The sequence below is a fragment of the Pseudomonas sp. GW822-FHT03F08 genome (assembly GCF_058801265.1).
The window spans coordinates 532,049-555,194 of sequence record NZ_JBXANC010000001.1; the positions used below are offsets into that span (position 1 = coordinate 532,049).

Here is a 23,146-nt window from a genome sequence, read left to right on the forward strand (position 1 = left end):
GCCTATTCGAGTACCACTTCGAGATCGAGGTGGCACAGCCTGCGATAAATCTCTTCCTTGCGTTCACGTACGGCATGGTTCTGCGGTAACAACTCGCAGCAACTGTGCAGCAGGTGCAGCACTTCCAATGCAAGATCGGGCTCCCAGGCGTGCAGGCCTGAGTCCTGTAATGTCTGATCGAGGGTTTCGAGCTGGTTCTTGGCGAGTTCGTATTTCTTGGCCAGGAAGCACAGCCGCGCGAGGGCGAACTGCCAGAAGAAGCGTTCGCGGCCGCCGTGAGCCGATTGCAGGCCCTGCTTGAGGATCTGCACCGCCGGTTTTAGGCCTTCCTTGCGCAGGATCGGCTGGACTTCTTCCAGCGCCCTTTCCCAGGCCGGCTGAGTCTGGACGTCATCGGACTCGACCTTGCGCGGCGCGCTGGCGCTTTGCAGGTGCGGCATGACGTTGCCGGCGATCCACGCCCGGGTGGACGGATCGGCGAACGGCGCGCCGTCATGGAATCGCAACTCGATGATGCCGGGCAGGCGCTGAACCAAAAGCGCGAAGTGGATTTCCACTTCGCGCATGGCGAGCTCGGCGTTGAGGTTCTGGAGGCATTCCCAGACCATTCGTTGGCCATCGAACCAGAACGGCGCCTTCGCCAGGCTCGCCTCCAGTTCCACCAGCAGGTCGGCATATTTGCCCTGGTCGAAACGGTCCTGATACTGCTTGAGCTTGTCGACCGGCAACCCGCGCAGCATGGTGATCTGCTCGGCGTTGCGCTCGGGCACCGCGTCGATCGTCATCCACAGCAAGGTGCGGTTGAGGCGCAGGGCGCGCAGGTCGGTAGCCTTCTGCTTGAGCCACCAGGCGCACAACGGACGGGCGCTTTCCTGCTGGGCACGCAGGGCCTTGTGGGCTTCTTTCTCGTTGTCGATCGGCGCGCCGGGCGCCAGCAACTGGCTGGCGGCCTGTTTGACCTGCGCCACCGCCGCGCCCACAACACCGGGGGCCGGCTGGTTGTCGGCGGCGCGCTGGATCATGGTTTTCAGGCGGCGGGAGAGCGGCAGCAGCAGCGGCGCATCATCGCCCAGATGTTCGGTACAGGCCGCATCGAGACCGGACAGATGCTCGGACAACTGCCGGAACATCGGCAACTGTTCCTTGATCGCGATGTTCTCGGTGATCACCTGCTCCAGACGCGGCACCAGCCAGCCGATGGCAGCGGCCCGGGTGCGGGGTTTGAGCGGATGGACCTCGGCCCAATTGTTTTCCGACAAGTGGTGCAGCAAACCGAGGCCGGCGAGCAGCCCGGGGAAGGATTCACGCTGGTACAACGACCAGGCGAGCCAGGCCCCAACACGCAAATCCTTGGATTGGGTACGCAGCAGGTTTTCGCTGTTTTCGCGGATTTTCAGCCAGTCGATCTGCCCGCTTTCGTGCATCGACGAGGCTTTGGCCAGCTCGCTTTCCAGGGCCTCGAATTCGCTCGAAAAACGAACGTCTTCACCCGCGAAATTCTCTTTGGAAACAGAGACTTTAGCGAGTTCGAGGTAATGGGCGGAAAGTTTGCTTGAGTAGGACATCCATGGCCTTTATTTGGATTACGGTCGTGCGCCTATTGGAGTTGCTGCGGCGCGGGGACAGTATCGAAGAGCAGTGAGAAGACTCATCCAATTGAGTGTGTGCTCTTTCAAGTGCGCGCATCGTAATCACAATGATGGCCACTAGCAAGCATCCGATTAAACAACAAGACGAACTGTTCATTGGGATGTGTAGGAGATCGCCCTATATGCGACAGGGGTTTCCCCGATATCGGTTTATATTTCACATTTTCGGCCTCCAACCCCGTAAGCATTGATCTAGAGCGCCCAGCGAAAGCCAGCAACAGTGATGGCACGCCCGTTCCATAAATACGGATGAAAGCATGACAAAACCGGAAAAAAATTGAAGTAGGACGCTTCCGAAAATACACCCTCATCTATTAACAAATGAATGGCGACAACTGCGGACAATAAAAGTGCCATCAAATTGATGGCAATTCATATGTTGAATATTGTTGGAATACCTGCACAGACAGGATTATCGCGCGGGTTCTTTATCGCCTTGAATCACTTTCCCACAGGCATTTCCCACAACCCTGAGGTTGTTTTACAACACGGAATACTCCGACTTAAACCAGGGACTCTTCTTACATAAATTTGTTTCATGCCTTGTTAGCGTGCCGGGCAATGTTCGCGTGCGCAGACCAGGGAGGGTTTTGACATCACGCCAAATTTCCCTCTCTGCTTAAGGACAAGCGTATGTCTGGAGCTGTCAGTTCTGCGCGCTTTACGCTGCAGATCCCCGCCGTTCGCAACGACCTCAAGGTACTGGCTTTCGAAGGCTCCGAGGCCGTCAGCACGCTTTATGCCATCAAGGTTGAACTCGTCAGCGAGGTCCCTGACTTCGACGTGGAAAGTTTACTGGGGCAGCCGGCGTTCCTTCGATTCGGGCTGGACGGCGAAGGTATTCATGGGCGCGTCGAGAATGTGCAGGCCGGTGAGTCGGAAAAGCGACTGTCGCACTATGGCCTGACACTGGTTCCAGAGCTTCACTATTTGCAGTTCAGTCACGACCAACGGATTTTCCAGAACCAGACTGTCCCGCAGATCATCACGCAAGTGCTCAAACGGCACAGCATCCTTGCCGATGCGTTCAGGTTCCATGTCCAGACCTTGCCACCACGTGCGTATTGCACCCAGTACGGTGAAACCGATTTCGAGTTCATCCAGCGGTTGTGCGCCGAAGAAGGTATTGCGTGGCATCACCAGCACTCGGCCGAGGGGCATCTGCTGCTGTTCACCGATGACACGGTGTTCCTGCCAACTCTGCGTGCGACTCCCTATCGGCAGGATTGTGGGATGGTGCCCGAGCACCCGGTGGTCAGCCGGTTTTCGCTGCACGCCCGAACACGCACCAGTCATGTCACACGCCGCGATTACGATCTGAAACGCCCGCATCTCTTGCTGGAAAGCCGCTTCAGCGCCGGGTTCACGCCGCGACTTGAAGACTATCGCTACCCATTAGCGATGGAGAACGAAAAACGCGGCAAACAACTTGCCCGTCAGGCCCTGGAGCGCCATCGCGCCAACTATGAAACGGTCGAGGGCCAGAGCAACCAGCCGACCCTGCGCTGTGGTTACCTGTTCGAGCTGACCGAACACACCCGCAAGCAATGCAACGGCCTTTGGCAGTTGCTTGAAGTCACCCACACCGGGCGACAACCTCAAGTGCTGGAGGAATCGGCCACCAACCAACTCAAGCCCACCGACGGTTTCACCCAGGGATACCGCAACAGCTTCCGCGCCATTCCTGCCGATGTGGTTTTCCGCCCGCCTCTGCCTGCGCACCGGCCACCGCTGGTGAGCCAGACCGCGCGGGTGACCGGGCCAAAAGGTGAAGAGATCTACTGCGATGAATTCGGTCGCGTGAAGATCGAATTCCCCTGGGACCGGGCCGCGTTGAACAGCGAACGCAGCAGTTGCTGGGTACGCGTGTCGTCGAGCTGGGCCGGAAACGGCTTCGGTGCCGTCACCCTCCCCCGCATTGGGATGGAAGTGGTGGTGACCTTTCTGGAGGGCGACCCCGACCATCCGCTGATCACCGGCTGCGTGATCAACAAACTCACGCCTGCGCCTTACAAACTGCCCGAGCACAAGACCCGAACCGTGCTGCGCAGTCGCAGCTCACCCGACACCGGCGGCTACAACGAACTGACGCTTGAAGACCGTGCCGGCCAGGAATTGGTTTATCTGCGTGCCCAACGCGACATGGAGCGGCAGATTCTCCATGACAGTCGGCTGGAAGTCGGGCGTGATCGATGGGAAAGCATCCAGGGCAGCAGCCAGACATCTGCCGGAAAGGTCATTGCCGTCGAGGCGGGACAGCAAGTGCAGATCAAGGCCGGAGCCACTGTGGTGCTGGATGCGGGCGCCAGCATCACGCTGAACGCGGGCGGTCATCACATCGTGATCGACGAAGGCGGGATCCACAGCAGTACCGAGATTGTGACGGGGGGAAAGTTATCCGCAGGTAAAGCAGCTGAACTTCCAGCGGCCGAAATGGCGGCGGCCCTGGCCGCTGGACAGGCGGCTGCCTCTACTCAAGCTCCGGAGAACAGCGAACTCGAAGAAGAGGAAGAAGAAGTCGAGTTGGAGGATGAAAAGCCTGCCGGGATTACGTTGCGGATCGGCGTGTTTTTCGATGGGACGGGGAACAATCTGTTCAACAGCGAGCAGGTGAAAGGTTGCTATGCGCGGGATGTAAATCTTGAGGAGGAAGCCGAGGACATTCGACAGTTCTGCCAATCGCATGGGTATGACGGGCAGGGCAATGTGCCGGATAACAGTTATGGGAATGATGCGAGCAATGTGGCGAAGTTATACGAATTGTATATCGATGACCGAAACCGGCAATTAGCTGAAGAGGAAACTATCGGGTATATCCCCATTTACCTTGATGGTATCGGTACGAGAGGGCGCAAGGGCGACTCGTTTTTTTCGCAACTGACAGGCACAGGTGCGCAAGGTGTACTGGCGAGAGTCAAACAAAGTCCAGCAAGCATCCTCGAAGGAGTTCGTCTGTTTGAGTTGGCAAACCCCAACCGGAAGGTTGATTCAGTTCAGTTCGATATCTTCGGCTTCAGCCGTGGCGCCGCTGCTGCGAGGCACTTCGCCAATGAAGTGTTGAAAGGTGAGCAAAGCCCGCTGGCGCAGCTACTGCCAGCGGAATCGTCATTGTTCCTTGAGGACTTCTCCTGGCGGGTCAACATTGATGTCAGCATCAACTTCATCGGAATCTTCGACACGGCTGCCGCCATAGGAAGCATGGCCGACGGCGATTTCAGTGTCCATGATGCCAACAACCCCGGCGTCAATCTGTATCTGGCGCCCGACCTCGCGAAGAAAATCGTGCACCTGGTTGCCCAGGACGAGCGTCGCCACAACTTTTCGCTCAACAGTGCCGGCAACGCCGATATTGTGCTGCCAGGCGTCCACTCTGACCTGGGAGGCGGGTATCTGCCGAATCTTGTTGAACGGGTTCTGCTTAGCAAGCCGCGCTGCAGCCGCGATGTGGACTTTAATACCCCTTCGTCGTCGACCAACGCTTATCGGTTGGCTGAACAAGAACTCTACCGACGCCAAGACCAATTGAAACTCTATGGGCTGCCCCTTCAAGTAAAGAGCTGGGTGGTGGAAACGGTCAGTAACGTCAAGGGCGACAGGCGGAAATCGAAGAATGTGTATGCAGCGGTCTACAGCGAACGGATCGTGCGCAATGATCTGTCCCTGATTTACCTGCGCGTCATGCGGGAGTTAGCAGCCAGGAATGGGGTCGAGTTCGATACGATTGATGAAGAAGATCAGAAATATCCATTACCGGAAGAACTCAGAGGTATCGCCAAAAAAATAATGACTTATGCGCTGGGTGAAACACGCAGTATCGGTCTGAGCCTGAATGAGCAAGAGATACTCTCTCAACGCTACATTCATCTGTCGTCAAACTGGAATGCTGCGAAGGGATTCAACGAAACTGAGCTGAACATCCTGTTTATCAATCGCCCCGCCGATAAGTATGTTCGCATGGTGCACCCCAATGCGTGAGAACTCGTGCATGCTCAAAATTGGCTTTGCGCTGACATTTGCTGTGTTGCTGGGTGGCTGTGCATTCGGCGACAGAAGATCACTGCCTTACGAAGACTGGAACCTCAGGTTTTTTGCACCCGACTACATGCAGGTCTGGATCGAAACCGCAGACGTCGTGGACGTCAATAAGCGAATTTTTCGAGGTGCAGCCAGGGGAGTTCCAGCCATCGCTTATCCTCGACCACTCAATCAAGGTGTACCCGCCATTTTTCGGGGACAACCGAGAGGATGGCCGGAACATCCTGTAGGCAAAGGTCGATATATCAGGGAGGCCGCACTACCGCGACTGGTCTACGTGCGCTGGCAGTCCATGGCTGAGCCACAAACCTACGAAGCCTACATAGAAATCCCGGATTTGGCTCGCCGAACCATGCTCAAGAGTGAGCAAACGTTCTGTCGGGCAGACGGCAAATGGATCACGGATTACCGAAATATGGTGATCATTGGCCTCGCCCCCGGCGGCATCGCCAAGGTCTGGCTGGGCGGCCAATGTCTTTTGTCGACCGAAGTCATGCGGGTCCAGGGCACGATCAATCCCAAAGGCCCCTACGATGGAAGGTCCAACGGAAGGCATCGACCGCTCGCTGAAGAGTCCAAGGCTTACATCGAACAATTCGGCATCCCCTTTGAAAGCTGGTAAGGAGAGTGATTACATGGAGTTAAAAATATTGTTAATGGCGGCTTTTTTGAGTTTTCCCTTCACCGAGGCCTACGCAGATGTCCGCACACTGGACGGCCATTACTACCTTCAAGGTGCAATGGAGATGGGTGCGGAGTTGTTGCTGCGTAAGGACGGCACCTTTTCTGCCGGTATCGCCTATGGTTCGGCTGGCGGTGTCGCCAAGGGAAATTGGTATGTCGAGGAAAACACTCTCATGCTGGAGCAAGGGCCTGCCGCCCAACCAGCAAATAAGCTTTCCTACAATCTTTCACGCGAGAGAACGCTGGTCGAACTCAAGGAGTATGCCGACAACGAAAAAAATGAGTTGGCTAAAGAAAGCTACGTTTTAGAGCTACGGTACGATCGCCAACCTCCGCCACCGCCCCTGAAACCCGTGACTGTCTATTTTGAGTTCAATTCAGGTCCGCGAGGCCAATTAGTATTGAGTTCAAATCAACAAACTGACCTCTGGCTTCCTTTCGATCCCAAGAGAACGCTGAAGAAAATTGGTTTTGGCACAGATCACAATCACGGGGCAGATCAATGGTTCGATGTTTCGCCGGATAGCCGCGCCTTCAACATTGGCTGGAAGAAACGAAAAAACCAGCCCTTAACGTTCGAACAACCCACCGGATTTGATCTGGCGACTACCAGCCGATATCTGTCACAGGAAGAGCAACAGCGAGTTGCCCATAACTACTGGTTGACGTTGTATCACTTCGACCCGATCTCACCACCCGCTATCCAGCCGGTGGATGTTTATTGGCAATTCGAAGATGGCTCGACGTTGAAGCAGGTCTGGGCAGATTCGCAGCAGACCAAGCTGACACAACCCTTCTCCCCAAATAGGACACTGGAGAAAATCGGTCTGCATACTCAAAATTCGCCTGATGACATCGAATGGTTCACCGTGATGCCGGAAACTCGATGGGCGACGCTGGACTGGCAAACCTATCCTGACCCTGCCAACGGCGATCTCTCTGTGCTGTTCAACGATCTGCAACTAGCCATCGAACCCGACTGCCTCGCCGTCAACTTTGGAAACGGAAAAGCCTGTTTCCGACGTAAATGACTCGACATACGGCCACAAAAAATGGGCACCCGACCGCAATCGGTGTGCCCATTTTTTCATTACGGTTCTCCCCCGTTACTCAGGGAGTGCGCCGCAATTATGGATTGACGCTGTCTTTCAACGATTTGCCTGGCTTAAACGCAACGGTGTTGCTGGCCTTGATCTTCACCGGCTCACCGGTTTGCGGGTTTTTGCCGGTGCGGGCACCGCGATGGCGTTGCAGGAAGGTGCCGAAGCCCACCAGCGTGACGCTGTCCTTGCGATGCAGGGCGCCGGTGATTTCTTCGAGGACGGCGTTGAGAACGCGGTTGGCCTGCTCTTTGGTCAGATCCGCTTTTTCAGCGATTGCAGCGGCGAGTTCTGGTTTACGCATTAGTGAAGCCCCTTTGAGTCGGTTTTTTGTTGTTATGTCCGTGCTGTTCTCGTTGGAACAGCGCCCAAGGCGCCGCAGGCTCTACTCTGCGGCAGACGGGAGTGAGGATGGCACGCGGTTAAGGGCGGCGCCAGTCTCCCCGCGACCTTTGTGGGGGCAAAAGCGGGGTGATTCCGACAGAACGACCAGTATTTACGCCAGCAAGGCCGGAAGCTGTTTGTTCAGCGCGAGTTTTTCCATCACCGCCGCGCCCGTCAGGGCATAACCGAGCAATTGCCCTTCTGCGTCGTGACACAGCGCCTTGACGTCGGCCCCCTGCCCTTCGACCGTCCAGACGCCTTCGCGGCCCCGTGGCGGCGGCGAAACCACCAGCGGGCAGACCGGCGTTTTAACCGTGATCGGCATCGGCCCGTAGTTCACCGCCGTCGGGTTGCCGGCCAAGGTCTGTGCCAGCGCTCGCGCACAACTCATGAGGGGCATCACGTACAAAAGATTCAGCCCGTCGACCTCGGCGCAGTCGCCCAAGGCGTAAATGTTGGCGTGAGAGGTTTGCAGATGGCGGTCGACCATCACGCCGCGATTGGTCTGGATACCGGCTGCTGCCGCCAGATCGATCCGTGGGCGCAGACCGATGGCCGACACCACCACATCGCAAGGGACAACCTGGCCGTCGGACAGGTTGGCTTCCAGTCCATCGGCGACTTTTTGCAGTCGGGTCAGCACCGGGCCGAGGTGGAAACGCGCACCGAGGCTTTCCAGCCCGGCCTGCACCGCTGCCGCAGCGGCCGGGTGCAGCAGGGTCGGCATCACTTGCTCGCACGGCGCAACCAGTTGCACCTCATAGCCGCCGAGGATCAGGTCGTTGGCGAACTCGCAGCCAATCAGCCCGGCGCCGAGCAGCAACACCCGACGCTTGCCCGCCGCCGCCGCGCGAAACCGTGCGTAGTCTTCGAGATCGTTGATCGGGAACACAAGATCCGCGCCATCGCCTTCAATCGGCACACGCACGGTTTCGGCACCCCAGGCGAGGATCAGGTCGCGATAGCTCACCGCTTCCTCACCGATCCACAACCGCTTGTGGCCCGCGTCGATACCGCTGATGCGGGTGTGCGTGCGAATCTCGGCCTTCAATTGCTCGGCCATGGCGCCAGGTTCGGCCATGCTCAGGCCGTCGGCGTCCTTGTTCTTGCCGAAGCCGGTGGAGAGCATCGGCTTGGAGTAGGAACGACCGTCATCGGCGGTAATCAACAGCAGCGGGGTTTCGCCATCGAGTTTGCGAAACTCGCGGGCCAGGTTGTAACCCGCCAGCCCGGTGCCGACAATTACGACAGGTGCGCTCATGCCTTACTCCTTGTGGGTGCTCAGTTGATTTCGATCATTTCGAAGTCCATCTTGCCGACGCCGCAGTCAGGGCACAGCCAGTCTTCCGGCACGTCCTGCCACAGGGTGCCCGGCGCGATGCCGTCGTCCGGCCAGCCATCGGCTTCGTTATAGATCAGGCCGCAGACCACACATTGCCACTTCTTCATTCAGGTACTTCCTCAGGGTTCAGGCTTTAGCCGGCGCGGACGGTCGATGGTGCAGCGCTGCCGTCCGGCTCAGGGCGTTTTGTACTGATCGTACCGGCCAGATGCAAGCCTGTTCGGCGCAATGGCGGCCCGGATCAATCAAACTCGCGGTTCGCCATGGTAAGCTCGCCGCCTCATTTGCTGCCAATAATGACTCATTGTGCAACTCAAAAACGCCCCGCTGTGGCGCCTGCAAAGCCACCTGAACCCCCTCCCCGACACGTCCACGCTCGACTGGCTGTTCGACGAAGGCTCCCTGACCCGCCGCCTGACCCGCCTGTCCGATGACGGCTTCAGCGTCACGCCGCTGTTCGAAGGCTGGCAGACCCTGCGCGACGACGAATGCGCGGCGCTGGAGCTGGCCGAAGGCAGCGAAGGCTGGGTGCGCGAGGTGTATCTGCGCGGTCATGGCGAGGCCTGGGTGTTCGCCCGCAGCGTGGCGTCGCGCAGTGCCTTGCAGGGCGATGGATTGCATATGGATGAGTTGGGCAGCCGCTCGCTGGGCGAACTGCTGTTCTGCGATCACGCGTTCCAGCGGCGCGCCATCGAAGTCTGCCATTACCCGGAACACTGGCTGCCCGAGGATTCCCGGGCTCCCGGACTGTGGGGCCGCCGCTCGCGTTTCGACCGTGGTGCATTGAGCGTACTGGTGGTGGAGATTTTCCTGCCTACGCTGTGGGAAGCCGTCCGCACCCGTCCGGAGAACTGCTGATGTATCAGAGCCTGCTCAAATCCCTGAATCGCCTGAACCCGCGTGCCTGGGATTTCATTCAGTTGACCCGGATGGACAAGCCGATCGGCATTTACCTGCTGCTGTGGCCGACGCTCTGGGCCCTGTGGATTGCCGGCAAAGGCTCGCCGTCGCTGGCCAACATCGTGATTTTCGTCCTCGGCGTGGTACTGACCCGCGCCGGCGGTTGCGTGATCAATGACTGGGCTGACCGCAAGGTCGACGGGCATGTGAAGCGCACTGCCGAACGCCCGCTGGCCGCCGGCCGGATCAGTTCGAAAGAGGCGCTGGTATTCTTCGCCCTGCTGATGGGCGTGAGTTTCCTGCTGGTGCTGTGCACCAACGCCGCGACGATCTGGTTGTCGCTGGGTGGCCTGGCGCTGGCGTTCACTTACCCGTTCATGAAGCGCTACACCTATTACCCGCAGGTGGTGCTGGGCGCGGCGTTTTCCTGGGGCATGCCGATGGCGTTCACCGCCGAAACCGGTGAACTGCCGGCGACGGCCTGGCTGCTGTGGATCGCCAACCTGCTGTGGACGGTGGGTTACGACACCTATTACGCGATGACCGACCGCGACGATGACCTGAAGATCGGCGTGAAATCCACGGCGATCCTGTTCGGCGAAGCGGACCGGGTGATCATCCTGACCTTGCAGACCCTGTCGCTGGGCTGCCTGTTGCTGGCCGGGTCGAAGTTCGAGTTGGGAATGTGGTTCCACCTCGGCCTGCTGGTGGCGGCCGGGTGCTACGCCTGGGAGTTCTGGTACACCCGTGATCGCGACCGGATGCGGTGCTTCAAGGCGTTCCTGCACAACCACTGGGCCGGTTTGGCGATTTTCGTCGGGATCGTGCTGGATTACGCGTTGCGCTGACCTCAAAGCATCGCGGCCCGAGGCAATGCCTGCGGGCCGCGATCCAGCTCACTGCCAATGGCTTACTTGTGCTCGTGAACCACGTGCCACACGTCCTTCATCCCATCGCCTTTCATCTCTCCAGGCTTCTCGTCCTTCATGAACGTATACAACGGCTTGCCGTCGTAGGCGTATTGCATCATGCCGTCATCACGTTTGATGACCGTCCATTTGCCTTCGGCCTTGGCGCCCGCCGGAGCCATCATCGGTGGCCAGTTCTTGGCGCAATCGCCGTTGCACATCGACTTGCCGCCAGCGTCCTTGTCGAACGTGTAAACGGTCATGCCTTTGTGATCGACCATCATGCCGTCTTTCATCATGGCCGGCTCGGCCGCCATCGCCAGTCCAGGAAGAGTCAGGGCGGCCGCCATCAGCAATGCCTTAAAGGAAGCAGTCATTTGAGTCATGGAAACCTTCTTTTGTGGTTGTCAGGATTCGGACTTAGAGCTTAGTTCAGGATCTGCACAATCGCCGCTGGACTAAAATACTGTCACACGACTGCAATAATTCCGTTATCTAATGCGGCGCAAGACAGTTAAATGACAAGAGGATTAAGGCATGGTTGGCAGGAGCATTCTGATCGTCGACGACGAAGCGCCCATTCGCGAAATGATCGCCGTTGCGTTGGAAATGGCCGGCTATGACTGCCTCGAGGCAGAGAACTCGCAGCAGGCGCACGCCATTATCGTCGACCGCAAACCGGACCTGATCCTGCTCGACTGGATGCTGCCCGGCACCTCCGGCATCGAGCTGGCCCGCCGCCTCAAGCGTGACGAGCTGACCGGGGACATCCCGATCATCATGCTCACCGCCAAGGGCGAAGAAGACAACAAGATCCAGGGTCTGGAAGTCGGCGCCGACGACTACATCACCAAACCGTTTTCCCCACGCGAACTGGTAGCACGCCTCAAGGCCGTGCTGCGTCGCGCCGGTCCGACCGATGGCGAAGCGCCAATCGAAGTCGGCGGTCTGCTGCTCGACCCGATCAGCCACCGCGTGACCATCGACGGCCGTCCGGCCGAAATGGGCCCGACCGAATACCGTCTGCTGCAATTCTTCATGACCCACCAGGAACGTGCCTACACTCGTGGCCAGTTGCTGGACCAGGTCTGGGGCGGCAACGTCTATGTTGAAGAGCGCACGGTCGACGTGCACATCCGACGCCTGCGCAAGGCGCTCGGCGACGCCTACGAAAATCTGGTACAAACCGTGCGCGGCACTGGCTATCGGTTCTCCACCAAGGCCTGAGCCGAGCGCCCTCCCCGCAGACAAGGACCGCATTTTCCGTGAACCAAAACTGGCATGGCACCCTGATTCGCCACATGCTGTTGCTGGTCACCGGCTGCCTGGTGATCGGCCTGATCACCGGCTACTACGGCTGGAGTCTGGCGGCGGGACTGGGCCTGTACCTGGCCTGGACGCTCAAGCAACTGCTGCGCCTGCACGAATGGCTGCGCCTGCACCAACCCGATGAAGCACCGCCCGACGGCTATGGCCTGTGGGGTGAAGTATTCGACAGCATCTACCACCTGCAACGCCGCGACCAACGGGTACGCGGACGCCTGCAAGCGGTGATCGACCGCGTTCAGGAATCCACCGCCGCGCTGAAAGACGCAGTGATCATGCTCGACAGCGACGGCAACCTGGAATGGTGGAACCGCGCCGCCGAAACCCTGCTCGGCCTGAAAACCCCACAGGACAGCGGCCAACCCGTGACCAACCTGGTTCGCCATCCGCGCTTCAAGGAATACTTCGAGCAGGAAAGCTACGCCGAACCGCTGGAAATCCCCTCGCCGACCAATGACCGCGTGCGCATCCAGCTGTACCTCACGCGCTACGGCAACAACGAACACTTGATGCTGGTGCGCGACGTCACGCGCATCCATCAGCTGGAACAGATGCGCAAAGACTTCATCGCCAACGTCTCCCATGAGCTGCGTACCCCGCTGACGGTAATCTGTGGCTACCTGGAGACCCTGCTCGACAACGTCGAGGAAGTGAACCCGCGCTGGAACCGCGCCCTGCAGCAGATGCAGCAACAGGGCGGGCGCATGCAAACCCTGCTCAACGACTTGCTGCTGCTGGCCAAGCTGGAAGCCACCGATTACCCGTCGGACAACCAGCCCGTGCACATCGACACCCTGCTGCAGTCGATCAAGAGCGATGCGCAGCAGTTGTCAGGCTCAAAGAATCAGCGCATCACCCTGGAAGCCGATACCAGCATCCTGCTCAAGGGCAGCGAGGCGGAACTGCGCAGTGCGTTTTCCAACCTGGTGTTCAACGCCGTCAAATACACCCCGGCCGAAGGCAATATCCGCATCCGCTGGTGGGGCGACGATCAGGGCGCGCACCTGAGCGTGCAGGATTCGGGGATCGGCATCGACAGCAAACACCTGCCGCGCCTGACCGAACGCTTCTATCGCGTCGACTCCAGCCGCAACTCCAACACCGGCGGCACGGGCCTGGGCCTGGCCATCGTCAAACACGTGTTGCTGCGCCACCGCGCGCGGATGGAGATCAGCAGCGTGCCCGGCCATGGCAGCACATTCACCTGCCATTTCGCCCCGGCGCAGGTCGCCCAGGCACGGGTCATCAGCGCCGCTGAGTAATGCCGGACTAGGCAATCGCCAGGTCAGCCGCTACATTGGCTGACTTGCGCCTGCCTTTCAGGCGCGATTTCTTCTCTCTTACGAATCACACGGAACCCGCAAAACTCCATCATGGACCCTTCCCCTGGCTTGTCCCTCGCTACCATTTTCGCCGATTTCGGCATGATTCTTTTCGCTCTGATCCTGGTTCTGCTCAACGGCTTCTTCGTTGCGGCGGAGTTCGCCATGGTCAAACTGCGCTCGACCCGGGTCGAAGCCATCGCTGAACAGCATGGCTGGCGCGGGCACATCCTGCGCACGGTGCACAGTCAGCTCGATGCTTACCTCTCGGCGTGCCAGCTCGGTATCACCCTCGCCTCCCTCGGCCTGGGCTGGGTCGGCGAGCCGGCGTTCGCGCACATTCTCGAGCCGCTGCTGAGCGCGGTCGGCGTGCAGTCGGCCGAAGTCGTCAAAGGCATTTCGTTCTTCACCGCGTTCTTCATCATTTCCTACCTGCACATCGTGGTCGGCGAACTCGCACCCAAATCCTGGGCGATCCGCAAACCCGAATTGCTGTCGCTGTGGACGGCGGTGCCGCTGTACCTGTTCTACTGGGCCATGTACCCGGCGATCTACCTGCTCAACGCCAGCGCCAACACCATCCTGCGCATCGCAGGGCAAGGTGAACCCGGCCCGCATCACGAGCACCACTACAGCCGTGAAGAACTGAAACTGATCCTGCACTCCAGCCGTGGCCAGGACCCGAGCGACCAGGGCATGCGCGTGCTGGCCTCGGCGGTGGAAATGGGCGAGCTGGAAGTGGTCGACTGGGCCAACTCCCGGGAAGACCTGATCACCCTCGAGTTCAACGCCCCGCTGAAAGAAATCCTGGCGATGTTCCGTCGCCACAAGTTCAGCCGCTATCCGGTGTACGACAGCGAGCGCCAGGAGTTCGTCGGCCTGCTGCACATCAAGGATCTGCTGCTGGAGCTGGCGGCGCTGGATCACATTCCCGAGTCGTTCAACCTCGCCGAACTGACCCGTCCGCTGGAGCGCGTATCGCGACACATGCCGCTGTCGCAGCTGCTTGAGCAGTTCCGCAAGGGCGGCTCGCACTTCGCCGTGGTCGAAGAGGCCGACGGCAACATCATCGGCTACCTGACCATGGAAGACGTGCTGGAAGTGCTGGTCGGCGATATCCAGGACGAACACCGCAAGGCCGAGCGCGGCATCCTCGCCTATCAGCCGGGCAAACTCTTGGTACGGGGCGATACACCGCTGTTCAAGGTCGAGCGCCTGCTGGGTATCGACCTGGATCACATCGAAGCCGAAACCCTCGCCGGGCTGATCTATGAAACCCTGAAACGGGTGCCGGAAGAGGAAGAAGTGCTGGAAGTCGAAGGTCTGCGGATCATCATCAAGAAGATGAAAGGCCCGAAGATCATTCTGGCCAAGGTGCTGATGCTCGACTGACGGGGATTATCGCTTGCCCAACGCAAAGTTGGGCAACGCCCCCAGTGGCTGGTTGAACTGATACGGAATCGATACCAGCCCCCCTCCTGTATTGCGCTGCACCACGAAGTGCAGGTGCGGGCCGCTGCTGTTGCCGGTATTGCCGGACAGCGCCAGCGGACTGCCCACCGCCACTCGCTGCCCTTCCCGCACACCCACCGACCCTTGCTTGAGATGCAGATACACACCCATCGTGCCGTCGTCGTGCAGTACCCGCACGAAATTGCCGGAAGGATCGGTGCCGCGCCCGCTCTGGGAGTTCTCGGTCTTCACCACCACACCGGCCCGCGCCGCGATGATCGGCGTACCGACCGGCATGGCGATGTCCATCGCGTATTTGTTCTTCGGCCCGTAATGGCTGTAGTCGCCATTGGCACCCTGACTCAGACGGAATGGCCCGCCCCGCCATGGAAACGGGTAGCGATAGCTCTGAGCCGCGCCAGCGGGGTCACCGAGGGAATACTGGAACATCGGGGTGTACACCAGCGGCTTGCCGCCGGACACCGCCGTCAGCAACGCCAGCCGCGTATTGCTGCGCGCCGGCAGCACCCGGCGGATCGTTTCAGCCGGTGCGCCACGCACGTTGCTCATCCCGGTAAACGCCAGTGCAACCTCGACCGGCGCATACAGGTCGTTGCGCACGAACACCACGTCCGTGCCCTTCTGCTTCTTGATATCGAGATAGACCTGGCGTTCGAGGCGCTCGACCATCCGGTCCTGAAACACGAACACCTGGGAGCCTTTGCTCGGACGGTCGCTGTACGAAACCACTCCGTTGGCATCGGTGGATTTGTAGATCGTCATGGCCACAGTCGAGGTGGAGGCCATGAGCAGACCACAGAAAAACAGCAGGCGCAGGGGCATGGGCAAAAGTTCTGTCGAGTAAGGCCTGGGAATGAGCCTAGCAGCTGAAGCAGACCAGGCTAGTCGACAGATGTTTCAAATTTGGCACAGCACAAAACAAAAGGTCGCAGCCCTGGGCTGCTCCCGCATTGGAATACCATCCTTTGCGGGGCTGCCCCAGGCTGCGACCTTTTTGGCCGCGACGCTTACGCGCCCGGAACGAAGTGCTTCTGCGCCGTGCCGCGTGCGATCAGGCGGGAGATGTAGTCGAGCTTCTGCGCGTCCTGGTCGACGAAACGGAAGGTCAGTTGCAGCCAGTCGCTGTCGGCTTTCTGCTCATGCGCCACGATGGCGTGCAGGTAGCCGTTGAGGCGGGCGATTTCGGCGTTGTCGCCCTGCTCCAGATCGAGCACGGCGCTGTCGAGGATCTGCGGCAGGGTGTCGGTGCGTTTCACCACCAGCAGCGCTTCCTTGATGCTCAGGGCCTTGATCACGCATTGCTGGGTGCCGCTTGGCAGGCGCAGCTGGCCCTGACCACGACCGCTGGCCGGAGCGGCGGAGGCTGCCGGTGCTTTCACGGGCGGGCTGTTGAGCAAACCACGCTGTGGCGCGGCGGCAGGTGCCGGGGCCGCTGCAGCAGGCTTGGCAAACGGATTCACGGGAGCTGCCGCCGGTGCGGAACCGATGACCGCTGCCTTGCCGCCCGTCAACGCGCTCAGGGAGTCGTTGCCGAACGCCGAATTCATCTTGGTCGGGGCGCTGTTCATCAGGGTGTCGAGCTTGCCGACCTTGTTCAGCGCCTGCTTGACCTTGGTCAGCAGTTGCTCGTTGGTGAACGGCTTGCTGACGTAGCCGGAAACGCCGGCCTGAATCGCCTGCACCACGTTTTCCTTGTCGCCACGGCTGGTGACCATGACGAACGGCATGGTCTTGAGATTGTCCTGCTCACGGCACCAGGTCAGCAGTTCGAGGCCGGACATTTCCGGCATTTCCCAGTCGCACAGGACCAGGTCGAACGCTTCCTTGGCCAGCATGGCCTGAGCCTTTTTACCGTTGACGGCGTCCTCGGTGCGGATCCCCGGGAAGTAATTACGCAGGCACTTTTTCACCAGGTCACGAATGAACGATGCATCGTCCACGACCAACACACTGATCTTGCTCATCCAACACCCCTATTAAAATCCCGGCAAGCATAACGCTGGCTGATGGCACATTGCCAAAACTCTTCAGTCACGCCGGGACTTTTCGTTCGCGGGTGCTGCTTTTTAATTCGCTTCTGCCTTCTGAAAAGCAGAAACAAAAACGCCCGGCCAAAGGGCCGGGCGCTTTTCTCAGGCAATCTTACTTATCGTCAGCATCGCCCGGAACATTAGCGGTTTCACCACTTGTTCCTTCAACTTCTTCCTTCATGCGCTTGAGGCCCATGTGGCGCACGTCGGTGCCGCGCACCAGGTAAATCACCAACTCGGAGATGTTGCGTGCGTGATCGCCGATCCGCTCCAGCGAACGCAGCACCCAGATAATGCTCAAGACCCGCGAAATAGAGCGTGGGTCTTCCATCATGTAGGTCGCCAGCTCGCGCAGGGCCGTCTTGTATTCGCGGTCGATGATCTTGTCGTACTGCGCCACCGACAACGCCAGATCGGCGTCGAAGCGGGCAAACGCGTCCAGCGCATCGCGGACCATGTTGCGCACCTGGTCGCCGATATGACGCACTTCGACGTAACCGCGCGGCGCTTCACCTTCTTCGCACAGCTGGATCGCACGACGGGCGATCTTGGTCGCTTCGTCGCCGATGCGTTCCAGGTCGATCACCGACTTGGAGATGCTGATGATCAGACGCAGGTCGGAAGCCGCTGGCTGACGACGGGCCAGAATGCGCAGGCATTCTTCGTCGATGTTGCGTTCCATCTGGTTGATCTGGTCGTCGATCTCGCGCACTTGTTGGGCCAGACCCGAGTCGGCCTCGATCAGCGCGGTGACCGCGTCGTTGACCTGCTTCTCGACCAGCCCGCCCATGGCCAGGAGGTGGCTGCGCACTTCTTCCAGTTCGGCGTTGAACTGCGCGGAAATGTGGTGGGTAAGGCCTTCTTTACTAATCATGTTGGCGTCCTTGGAGCGTCCGGTAAGGTGCGGCGGGCCGCAGCGTCAATTCAGTGAGCGACAACCAGTGTCTGCTAGCCGTAACGACCGGTGATGTAGTCTTCGGTCTGCTTCTTGGCCGGATTGGTGAACAGGGTATCGGTGTCGCCGAATTCCACCAGTTTGCCCATGTACATGAACGCCGTGTAGTCGGACACCCGTGCCGCCTGCTGCATGTTGTGGGTCACGATGACGATGGTGAACTTGGACTTGAGCTCGTAGATCAGCTCTTCGACTTTCAGGGTCGAGATCGGGTCGAGGGCCGAGCACGGTTCGTCGAGCAGCAGCACTTCCGGCTCCACGGCGATGGTACGGGCGATCACCAGACGTTGCTGCTGACCACCGGACAGGCCGAGTGCCGAATCATGCAGACGGTCTTTCACTTCGTCCCACAGGGCCGCGCCTTTCAACGCCCACTCGACGGCTTCGTCGAGGATGCGTTTCTTGTTGATGCCCTGGATGCGCAGGCCGTAGACCACGTTCTCGTAGATGGTCTTCGGGAACGGGTTAGGCTTCTGGAACACCATGCCGACCCGGCGACGCAGCTCGGCCACGTCCTCGCCCTTGCGGTAGATGTTGTTGCCGTAGAGGTTGATCGCGCCTTCGACACGGCAGCCATCCACCAGGTCGTTCATGCGGTTGAAGGTACGCAGCAGCGTGGACTTGCCGCAGCCGGACGGGCCGATGAAGGCGGTCACGCGCTGTTTCGGAATGTTCATGCTGACGTCGTACAGCGCTTGTTTCTCGCCGTAGAACAGGCTCAGGCCCGGCACTTCGATGGCCACGGTTTCCTGTTCGAGGTTCAGGCTCTGCTTGTCGCGGCCCAGGGCAGACATGTTGATGCCGTGGGTATGTGTTTCGTGCTGCATGGGAGGCTCCCTGTGCTAACAAATTCGGTTCGGTTGGCTGCCGGGATTCAGGCCGGCAGCCCTTCAATTCTTGTAACGGCGATCAGCTGTCCAGCGCCTTGTACTTCTCGCGCAGGTGGTTACGAATCCACACCGCCGACAGGTTGAGCACGGCGATCACCAGCACCAGCAGCAACGCGGTGGCGTATACCAGCGGTCGTGCGGCTTCGACGTTCGGGCTCTGGAAGCCGACGTCATAAATATGGAAGCCCAGGTGCATGATCTTCTGGTCCAGGTGCAGGTACGGATAGTTGCCATCCACCGGCAGCGACGGCGCCAGCTTCACCACACCCACCAGCATCAGCGGCGCCACTTCACCAGCGGCGCGGGCCACGGCGAGGATCATGCCGGTCATCATGGCCGGGCTGGCCATCGGGATCACGATCTTCCACAGGGTTTCAGCCTTGGTCGCGCCGAGGGCCAGCGAGCCCTCACGCACGGTGCGAGGAATCCGCGCCAGGCCTTCTTCGGTGGCCACGATCACCACCGGCACCGCCAGCAGCGCCAGGGTCAACGAAGCCCAGAGCAGACCCGGCGTACCGAAGGTCGGTGCCGGCAGTGCTTCAGGGAAGAACAAGCGGTCGACCGAACCACCCAGCACGTAGACAAAGAAGCCCAGGCCGAACACGCCGTAAACGATCGCCGGAACACCCGCGAGGTTGTTCACCGCGATCCGGATGATCCGGGTCAGGGCGTTCTGCTTGGCGTATTCACGCAGGTACACCGCCGCCAGCACGCCGAACGGGGTCACGATCATCGCCATGATCAGGGTCATCATCACGGTGCCGAAGATCGCCGGGAAGATCCCGCCTTCGGTGTTCGCTTCACGCGGGTCGTCGGACAGGAATTCCCAGATCTTGCTGAAGTAGAAACCGACCTTGGTGAAGGTGCTCATGGCGTTCGGCTGGTAGGCGTGAACCACCTTGCCCAGACCGATTTCGATTTCCTTGCCGTTGGCATCACGAGCGGTCAAAGCGTCACGGTTGAACTGCGCGTGCAGGTCGGCCAGACGTGCTTCAACGTCCTGATAACGGGCGTTCAGCTCGGCACGTTCGGCGTCCATGTCCGCTTGCGCGGTGGCGTCGAGTTTGCCTTCCAGTTCCAGTTTGCGACCGTGCAGACGGATGCGCTCGAGACCGGCGTTGATCGCGCCGATGTCGGTTTTTTCCAGCGACTTGAGCTGCGCGGCGAGGCCGTTCACACGGTTGATCCGCGCTTGCAGCTCAGGCCAGGCGGCTTCGCCTTCAGCGATGACCTTGCCGTCCTGTTTGACGTTGACCAGGTAGCCGTAGAAGTTGCCCCACTCGCGACGCTCGATCGCCATCAGCTCTGGCGGCGTGGTCTGGTTGGTCAACCACTCGCCGACGATCCAGGTGAAGTCGTTGCCGTTCAGGTCACGGTTGCCGACCTTGATCAGCTCGCGGGTCATGAATTCCGGGCCGGCGTCCGGCACCGGCAGACCGGCGCTCTTCAGACGTGCACGCGGCACTTCTTCCTTCTGCACCACTTCGCCGATGACCAGGTGATTGCCCTGGCCCGGGACGTCGTAGCTGGCGTGGATCAGATCCGCCGGCCAGAAGTGACCCAGACCGCGCACGGCAATCACCGCCAGCAGGCCAATGGTCATGATGACCGCGATGGACACCGCGCCACCGCTGATCCAGACGCCCGGGGCGCCGCTCTTGAACCATCCATTCAGGGAGTTCTGTTTCACAGACTTCTACCTTTCTTAAAGCGACGAGTATTTCTTGCGCAGACGCTGACGAATCAGTTCCGCGAGGGTGTTCATGACGAAGGTGAACAACAGCAGCACCAGCGCCGAGAGGAACAGCACGCGGTAGTGGCTGCCGCCGACTTCCGACTCCGGCATTTCCACCGCGACGTTGGCGGCCAGGGTGCGCAGGCCTTCGAACAGGTTCATTTCCATGACCGGGGTGTTGCCAGTGGCCATCAGCACGATCATGGTTTCACCGACCGCACGGCCCATGCCGATCATCAGCGCCGAGAAAATGCCCGGGCTGGCGGTCAGGATCACCACGCGAGTCATGGTCTGCCACGGCGTGGCACCGAGGGCCAGCGAGCCCAGGGTCAGGCCGCGCGGCACACTGAACACGGCGTCTTCGGCGATCGAGTAGATGTTCGGGATCACCGCAAAACCCATGGCCAGACCGACCACCAGTGCGTTGCGCTGGTCGTAGGTGATGCCCAGGTCGTGGGAGATCCACATGCGCATGTCACCGCCGAAGAACCAGTTCTCCATGAACGGGCTCATGTACAGCGACAGCCAGCCCACGAACAGGATCACCGGGATCAGCAGCGCACTTTCCCAGCCATCCGGGACTTTCAGGCGGATCGACTCAGGCAGGCGGCTGAAGGTGAAGCCGGCGACCAGGATGCCGATCGGCAGCAGCATCAGCAGGCTGAAAATGCCCGGCAGATGCCCTTCCACATACGGCGCGAGGAACAGGCCGGCGAAGAAGCCGAGGATCACCGTCGGCATCGCTTCCATCAGCTCGATCACCGGTTTGACCTTGCGGCGCATGCCCGGGGCCATGAAGTACGCGGTGTAGATCGCAGCAGCAACGGCCAGTGGTGCAGCCAGCAGCATCGCGTAGAACGCGGCTTTCAGGGTGCCGAAGGTCAGTGGCGACAGGCTCAGTTTCGGTTCGAAATCGGTGTTGGCAGCGGTCGATTGCCAGACGTATTTAGGCTCGTCGTAGTTCTCGTACCAGACCTTGCTCCACAGCGCGCTCCACGAGACTTCCGGGTGCGGGTTGTCGAGCAGCAGCGGTTGCAGCTTGCCGCCGGCCTCGACGATCACACGGTTGGCGCGTGGCGACAGACCGAACAGGCCCTCGCCTTCGACCACCTGATCAACCAGCAAGGTGCGGTGCGCGGTGCTGTGGAACACGCCGAGCTTGCCGCTGGCATCCAGGGCCAGGAAGCCCTTGCGACGTTCTTCAGCGGTGATTTCAACGATCGGCGTCTTGCCCATCTGGAAGGTACGGATCTGCTTCAGGCGCAGTTCGCCATCGGTGTCACGAGCCATGAACCACTGGGCCAGGCCACCGGTGGAGTCGCCGACGATCAGCGAGATACCGCCCACCAGTTGGGTGGAAGCGGTGATTTGCGCGTCGGCGTTTTCCAGCAGTTTGTAGCGACCGTTGAGGCTCTTGTCGCGCAGGCTGAACACGTCGGCCTGGGCACGGCCGTTGATCACGTAGAGCCATTGCTGACGCGGATCGACGAAGATGTTCTTCACAGGCTCGGTCATCTGCGGCAGATCGATACGCTTCTGCTCGTTGGTGACTTCGCCGGTCATCATGTTTTCTTCGCTGGTCAGCGACAGCACATTGAGTTGCGAACCGGTGGAGCCGACCAGCATCAGGGTCGAGTCGGTCGCGTTGAGGCTGACGTGCTCCAGTGCACCGCCGCTCTCGTTCAGCGCAATCGGCGTCTCGCCGTACGGGAACTCGACCGCCGGGGTAATGGTTTTCTTGCCATCCGGGTAGCTGACTTTATAGGTGTGACGGAACACCAGCGCCTGACCGTTGGACAGGCCCACGGCCACCAGCGGATGACCCGGCTGGTCTTCGCCGATGGAGGTCACACTGGCGCCTGCCGGCAACGGCAGATCGACGCGCTTCAATTCAGCGCCACTGTCGATGTCGAAGAACAGCGCCTGGCCCTTGTCGGAAACGCGCATGGCCACCTGATTCTGCTCTTCGAGCGAAATCATCAGCGGCTTGCCGGCGTCCTGCATCCAGGCCGGGGTGATTGCATCTTTCGCGGTCAGGTCAGCGCCCTTGAACAGAGGCGCGACGACGTAAGCGAGGAAGAAGAAGATCAGGGTGATGGCTGCCAGCACCGCCAGACCGCCGACGAGGACGTACCAGCGGGTGAAGCGATCCTTGAGCGCGCGAATGCGGCGCTTGCGTTGCAACTCAGGCGTATTGAAGTCAATGCGCTTGGGAGGGTTCGTAGTCATTTTGGAATTGGCCAGATCATTCATGCGCACACCCTAGCGATCCTGTATGACAGAAAGATGACAATGCAGTGACGCACCAAATCCGCCGCCAGCAGGGCACTGGCAGTGGATAAAAGAATTCGGGGAGTGTGGGAGCCGGGCCGCTTGCGGGCCGGGCCCCACACGTGAGTCAGGCGGGGTTCAC

Annotated in this window: 19 protein-coding genes; 8 read left to right on the plus strand and 11 right to left on the minus strand. The window is 59.9% G+C overall.

Annotation, left to right across the window (positions count from 1 at the left end; all coding sequences use genetic code 11):
- Positions 1 to 2 precede the first annotated feature (2 nt).
- Positions 3 to 1,565, minus strand: coding sequence for a type VI secretion system protein TssA (gene tssA, locus AC1RME_RS02545; RefSeq protein WP_096817189.1), 1,563 nt, complete (start codon positions 1,563 to 1,565; stop codon positions 3 to 5).
- Positions 1,566 to 2,282: 717 nt separating this feature from the next.
- On the opposite strand from tssA, the gene tssI reads away from it, so the two are divergent.
- From tssI to AC1RME_RS02560, 3 genes are read left to right on the plus strand one after another with little or no spacing between them, the layout of a single operon-like run.
- Complete coding sequence (gene tssI / locus AC1RME_RS02550; protein ID WP_493090399.1) at positions 2,283 to 5,624, plus strand: type VI secretion system tip protein TssI/VgrG; 3,342 nt, start codon at positions 2,283 to 2,285, stop codon at positions 5,622 to 5,624.
- Positions 5,617 to 6,306: a DUF2931 family protein gene (locus tag AC1RME_RS02555; RefSeq protein WP_192559327.1), complete on the plus strand. Its 690-nt coding sequence runs from the start codon at positions 5,617 to 5,619 to the stop codon at positions 6,304 to 6,306. The genes tssI and AC1RME_RS02555 overlap by 8 nt, the downstream gene beginning before the upstream one ends.
- 13 nt (positions 6,307 to 6,319) lie before the next feature.
- Positions 6,320 to 7,399 carry a hypothetical protein gene (locus tag AC1RME_RS02560; protein WP_493090401.1) on the plus strand — a complete coding sequence of 360 codons (1,080 nt, stop codon included), beginning with the start codon at positions 6,320 to 6,322 and terminating at the stop codon, positions 7,397 to 7,399.
- Positions 7,400 to 7,496: 97 nt separating this feature from the next.
- Here the strand turns inward: AC1RME_RS02560 and AC1RME_RS02565 are convergent, their stop codons facing one another.
- The 3 genes from AC1RME_RS02565 to AC1RME_RS02575 all read right to left on the minus strand — a co-directional run bounded on the left by AC1RME_RS02565 (position 7,497) and on the right by AC1RME_RS02575 (position 9,301).
- Positions 7,497 to 7,772: an HU family DNA-binding protein gene (locus tag AC1RME_RS02565; RefSeq protein ID WP_003213368.1), complete on the minus strand. Its 276-nt coding sequence runs from the start codon at positions 7,770 to 7,772 to the stop codon at positions 7,497 to 7,499.
- 192 nt (positions 7,773 to 7,964) lie between these two features.
- Positions 7,965 to 9,113, minus strand: coding sequence for an NAD(P)/FAD-dependent oxidoreductase (locus AC1RME_RS02570; protein WP_493090403.1), 1,149 nt, complete (start codon positions 9,111 to 9,113; stop codon positions 7,965 to 7,967).
- Between the two features lie 20 nt (positions 9,114 to 9,133).
- Positions 9,134 to 9,301, minus strand: coding sequence for a rubredoxin (locus AC1RME_RS02575; protein WP_007954349.1), 168 nt, complete (start codon positions 9,299 to 9,301; stop codon positions 9,134 to 9,136).
- A 199-nt stretch (positions 9,302 to 9,500) separates the two neighbouring features.
- On the opposite strand from AC1RME_RS02575, the gene AC1RME_RS02580 reads away from it, so the two are divergent.
- Positions 9,501 to 10,052: a chorismate--pyruvate lyase family protein gene (locus AC1RME_RS02580; RefSeq protein ID WP_493090405.1), complete on the plus strand. Its 552-nt coding sequence runs from the start codon at positions 9,501 to 9,503 to the stop codon at positions 10,050 to 10,052.
- The gene (gene ubiA, locus AC1RME_RS02585) at positions 10,052 to 10,942 is read left to right on the plus strand and encodes a 4-hydroxybenzoate octaprenyltransferase (protein ID WP_493090407.1); all 891 of its coding nucleotides are present in this window, start codon (positions 10,052 to 10,054) and stop codon (positions 10,940 to 10,942) included. Before AC1RME_RS02580 ends, ubiA begins: the two co-directional genes overlap by 1 nt.
- Positions 10,943 to 11,004: 62 nt before the next feature.
- Here ubiA and AC1RME_RS02590 read toward each other — a convergent pair whose 3' ends face one another.
- Entirely contained in the window at positions 11,005 to 11,388 is a 384-nt protein-coding gene (locus AC1RME_RS02590) for a COG4315 family predicted lipoprotein (RefSeq protein WP_096817176.1), read from the minus strand.
- Between the two features lie 151 nt (positions 11,389 to 11,539).
- Here AC1RME_RS02590 and phoB point away from each other — a divergent pair, with 151 nt between their 5' ends.
- From phoB to AC1RME_RS02605, 3 genes are all read left to right on the plus strand, one after another.
- A complete protein-coding gene (phoB, locus tag AC1RME_RS02595; protein ID WP_003229608.1) occupies positions 11,540 to 12,229 on the plus strand; it encodes a phosphate regulon transcriptional regulator PhoB in 690 nt (229 codons plus the stop codon).
- Between the two features lie 74 nt (positions 12,230 to 12,303).
- The gene (gene phoR / locus AC1RME_RS02600; protein WP_493090489.1) at positions 12,304 to 13,590 is read left to right on the plus strand and encodes a phosphate regulon sensor histidine kinase PhoR; all 1,287 of its coding nucleotides are present in this window, start codon (positions 12,304 to 12,306) and stop codon (positions 13,588 to 13,590) included.
- A gap of 111 nt (positions 13,591 to 13,701) precedes the next feature.
- Positions 13,702 to 15,042, plus strand: coding sequence for a hemolysin family protein (locus AC1RME_RS02605; protein ID WP_096817174.1), 1,341 nt, complete (start codon positions 13,702 to 13,704; stop codon positions 15,040 to 15,042).
- A 6-nt stretch (positions 15,043 to 15,048) separates the two neighbouring features.
- Here AC1RME_RS02605 and AC1RME_RS02610 read toward each other — a convergent pair whose 3' ends face one another.
- The 6 genes from AC1RME_RS02610 to AC1RME_RS02635 all read right to left on the minus strand — a co-directional run bounded on the left by AC1RME_RS02610 (position 15,049) and on the right by AC1RME_RS02635 (position 22,737).
- Positions 15,049 to 15,945: a peptidoglycan DD-metalloendopeptidase family protein gene (locus AC1RME_RS02610; RefSeq protein WP_096817172.1), complete on the minus strand. Its 897-nt coding sequence runs from the start codon at positions 15,943 to 15,945 to the stop codon at positions 15,049 to 15,051.
- Positions 15,946 to 16,130: 185 nt separating this feature from the next.
- Positions 16,131 to 17,087 (minus strand): response regulator, encoded by a 957-nt coding sequence (locus AC1RME_RS02615; RefSeq protein ID WP_096817171.1) that lies wholly within the window; start codon positions 17,085 to 17,087, stop codon positions 16,131 to 16,133.
- A 178-nt stretch (positions 17,088 to 17,265) separates the two neighbouring features.
- Complete coding sequence (gene phoU / locus AC1RME_RS02620) at positions 17,266 to 18,027, minus strand: phosphate signaling complex protein PhoU (protein WP_007954334.1); 762 nt, start codon at positions 18,025 to 18,027, stop codon at positions 17,266 to 17,268.
- Positions 18,028 to 18,101: 74 nt separating this feature from the next.
- A complete protein-coding gene (gene pstB, locus AC1RME_RS02625) occupies positions 18,102 to 18,935 on the minus strand; it encodes a phosphate ABC transporter ATP-binding protein PstB (protein WP_065258233.1) in 834 nt (277 codons plus the stop codon).
- Between the two features lie 82 nt (positions 18,936 to 19,017).
- Positions 19,018 to 20,688, minus strand: coding sequence for a phosphate ABC transporter permease PstA (pstA, locus tag AC1RME_RS02630; protein ID WP_096817169.1), 1,671 nt, complete (start codon positions 20,686 to 20,688; stop codon positions 19,018 to 19,020).
- Between the two features lie 15 nt (positions 20,689 to 20,703).
- Positions 20,704 to 22,737: an ABC transporter permease subunit gene (locus tag AC1RME_RS02635; protein ID WP_176504799.1), complete on the minus strand. Its 2,034-nt coding sequence runs from the start codon at positions 22,735 to 22,737 to the stop codon at positions 20,704 to 20,706.
- Positions 22,738 to 23,146 lie beyond the last annotated feature (409 nt).

Excerpts from the sequence above, each read along its gene's own strand:
- tssA (WP_096817189.1), bottom strand. The coding sequence starts at position 1,565 with ATGTCCTACTCAAGCAAACTTTCCGCCCATTACCTCGAACTCGCTAAA.
- tssI (WP_493090399.1), top strand. The coding sequence starts at position 2,283 with ATGTCTGGAGCTGTCAGTTCTGCGCGCTTTACGCTGCAGATCCCCGCC.
- AC1RME_RS02555 (WP_192559327.1), top strand. The coding sequence starts at position 5,617 with ATGCGTGAGAACTCGTGCATGCTCAAAATTGGCTTTGCGCTGACATTT.
- AC1RME_RS02560 (WP_493090401.1), top strand. The coding sequence starts at position 6,320 with ATGGAGTTAAAAATATTGTTAATGGCGGCTTTTTTGAGTTTTCCCTTC.
- AC1RME_RS02565 (WP_003213368.1), bottom strand. The coding sequence starts at position 7,772 with ATGCGTAAACCAGAACTCGCCGCTGCAATCGCTGAAAAAGCGGATCTG.
- AC1RME_RS02570 (WP_493090403.1), bottom strand. The coding sequence starts at position 9,113 with ATGAGCGCACCTGTCGTAATTGTCGGCACCGGGCTGGCGGGTTACAAC.
- AC1RME_RS02575 (WP_007954349.1), bottom strand. The coding sequence starts at position 9,301 with ATGAAGAAGTGGCAATGTGTGGTCTGCGGCCTGATCTATAACGAAGCC.
- ubiA (WP_493090407.1), top strand. The coding sequence starts at position 10,052 with ATGTATCAGAGCCTGCTCAAATCCCTGAATCGCCTGAACCCGCGTGCC.
- AC1RME_RS02590 (WP_096817176.1), bottom strand. The coding sequence starts at position 11,388 with ATGACTCAAATGACTGCTTCCTTTAAGGCATTGCTGATGGCGGCCGCC.
- phoB (WP_003229608.1), top strand. The coding sequence starts at position 11,540 with ATGGTTGGCAGGAGCATTCTGATCGTCGACGACGAAGCGCCCATTCGC.
- phoR (WP_493090489.1), top strand. The coding sequence starts at position 12,304 with ATGCTGTTGCTGGTCACCGGCTGCCTGGTGATCGGCCTGATCACCGGC.
- AC1RME_RS02605 (WP_096817174.1), top strand. The coding sequence starts at position 13,702 with ATGGACCCTTCCCCTGGCTTGTCCCTCGCTACCATTTTCGCCGATTTC.
- AC1RME_RS02610 (WP_096817172.1), bottom strand. The coding sequence starts at position 15,945 with ATGCCCCTGCGCCTGCTGTTTTTCTGTGGTCTGCTCATGGCCTCCACC.
- AC1RME_RS02615 (WP_096817171.1), bottom strand. The coding sequence starts at position 17,087 with ATGAGCAAGATCAGTGTGTTGGTCGTGGACGATGCATCGTTCATTCGT.
- phoU (WP_007954334.1), bottom strand. The coding sequence starts at position 18,027 with ATGATTAGTAAAGAAGGCCTTACCCACCACATTTCCGCGCAGTTCAAC.
- pstB (WP_065258233.1), bottom strand. The coding sequence starts at position 18,935 with ATGCAGCACGAAACACATACCCACGGCATCAACATGTCTGCCCTGGGC.
- AC1RME_RS02635 (WP_176504799.1), bottom strand. The coding sequence starts at position 22,737 with ATGCAGGACGCCGGCAAGCCGCTGATGATTTCGCTCGAAGAGCAGAAT.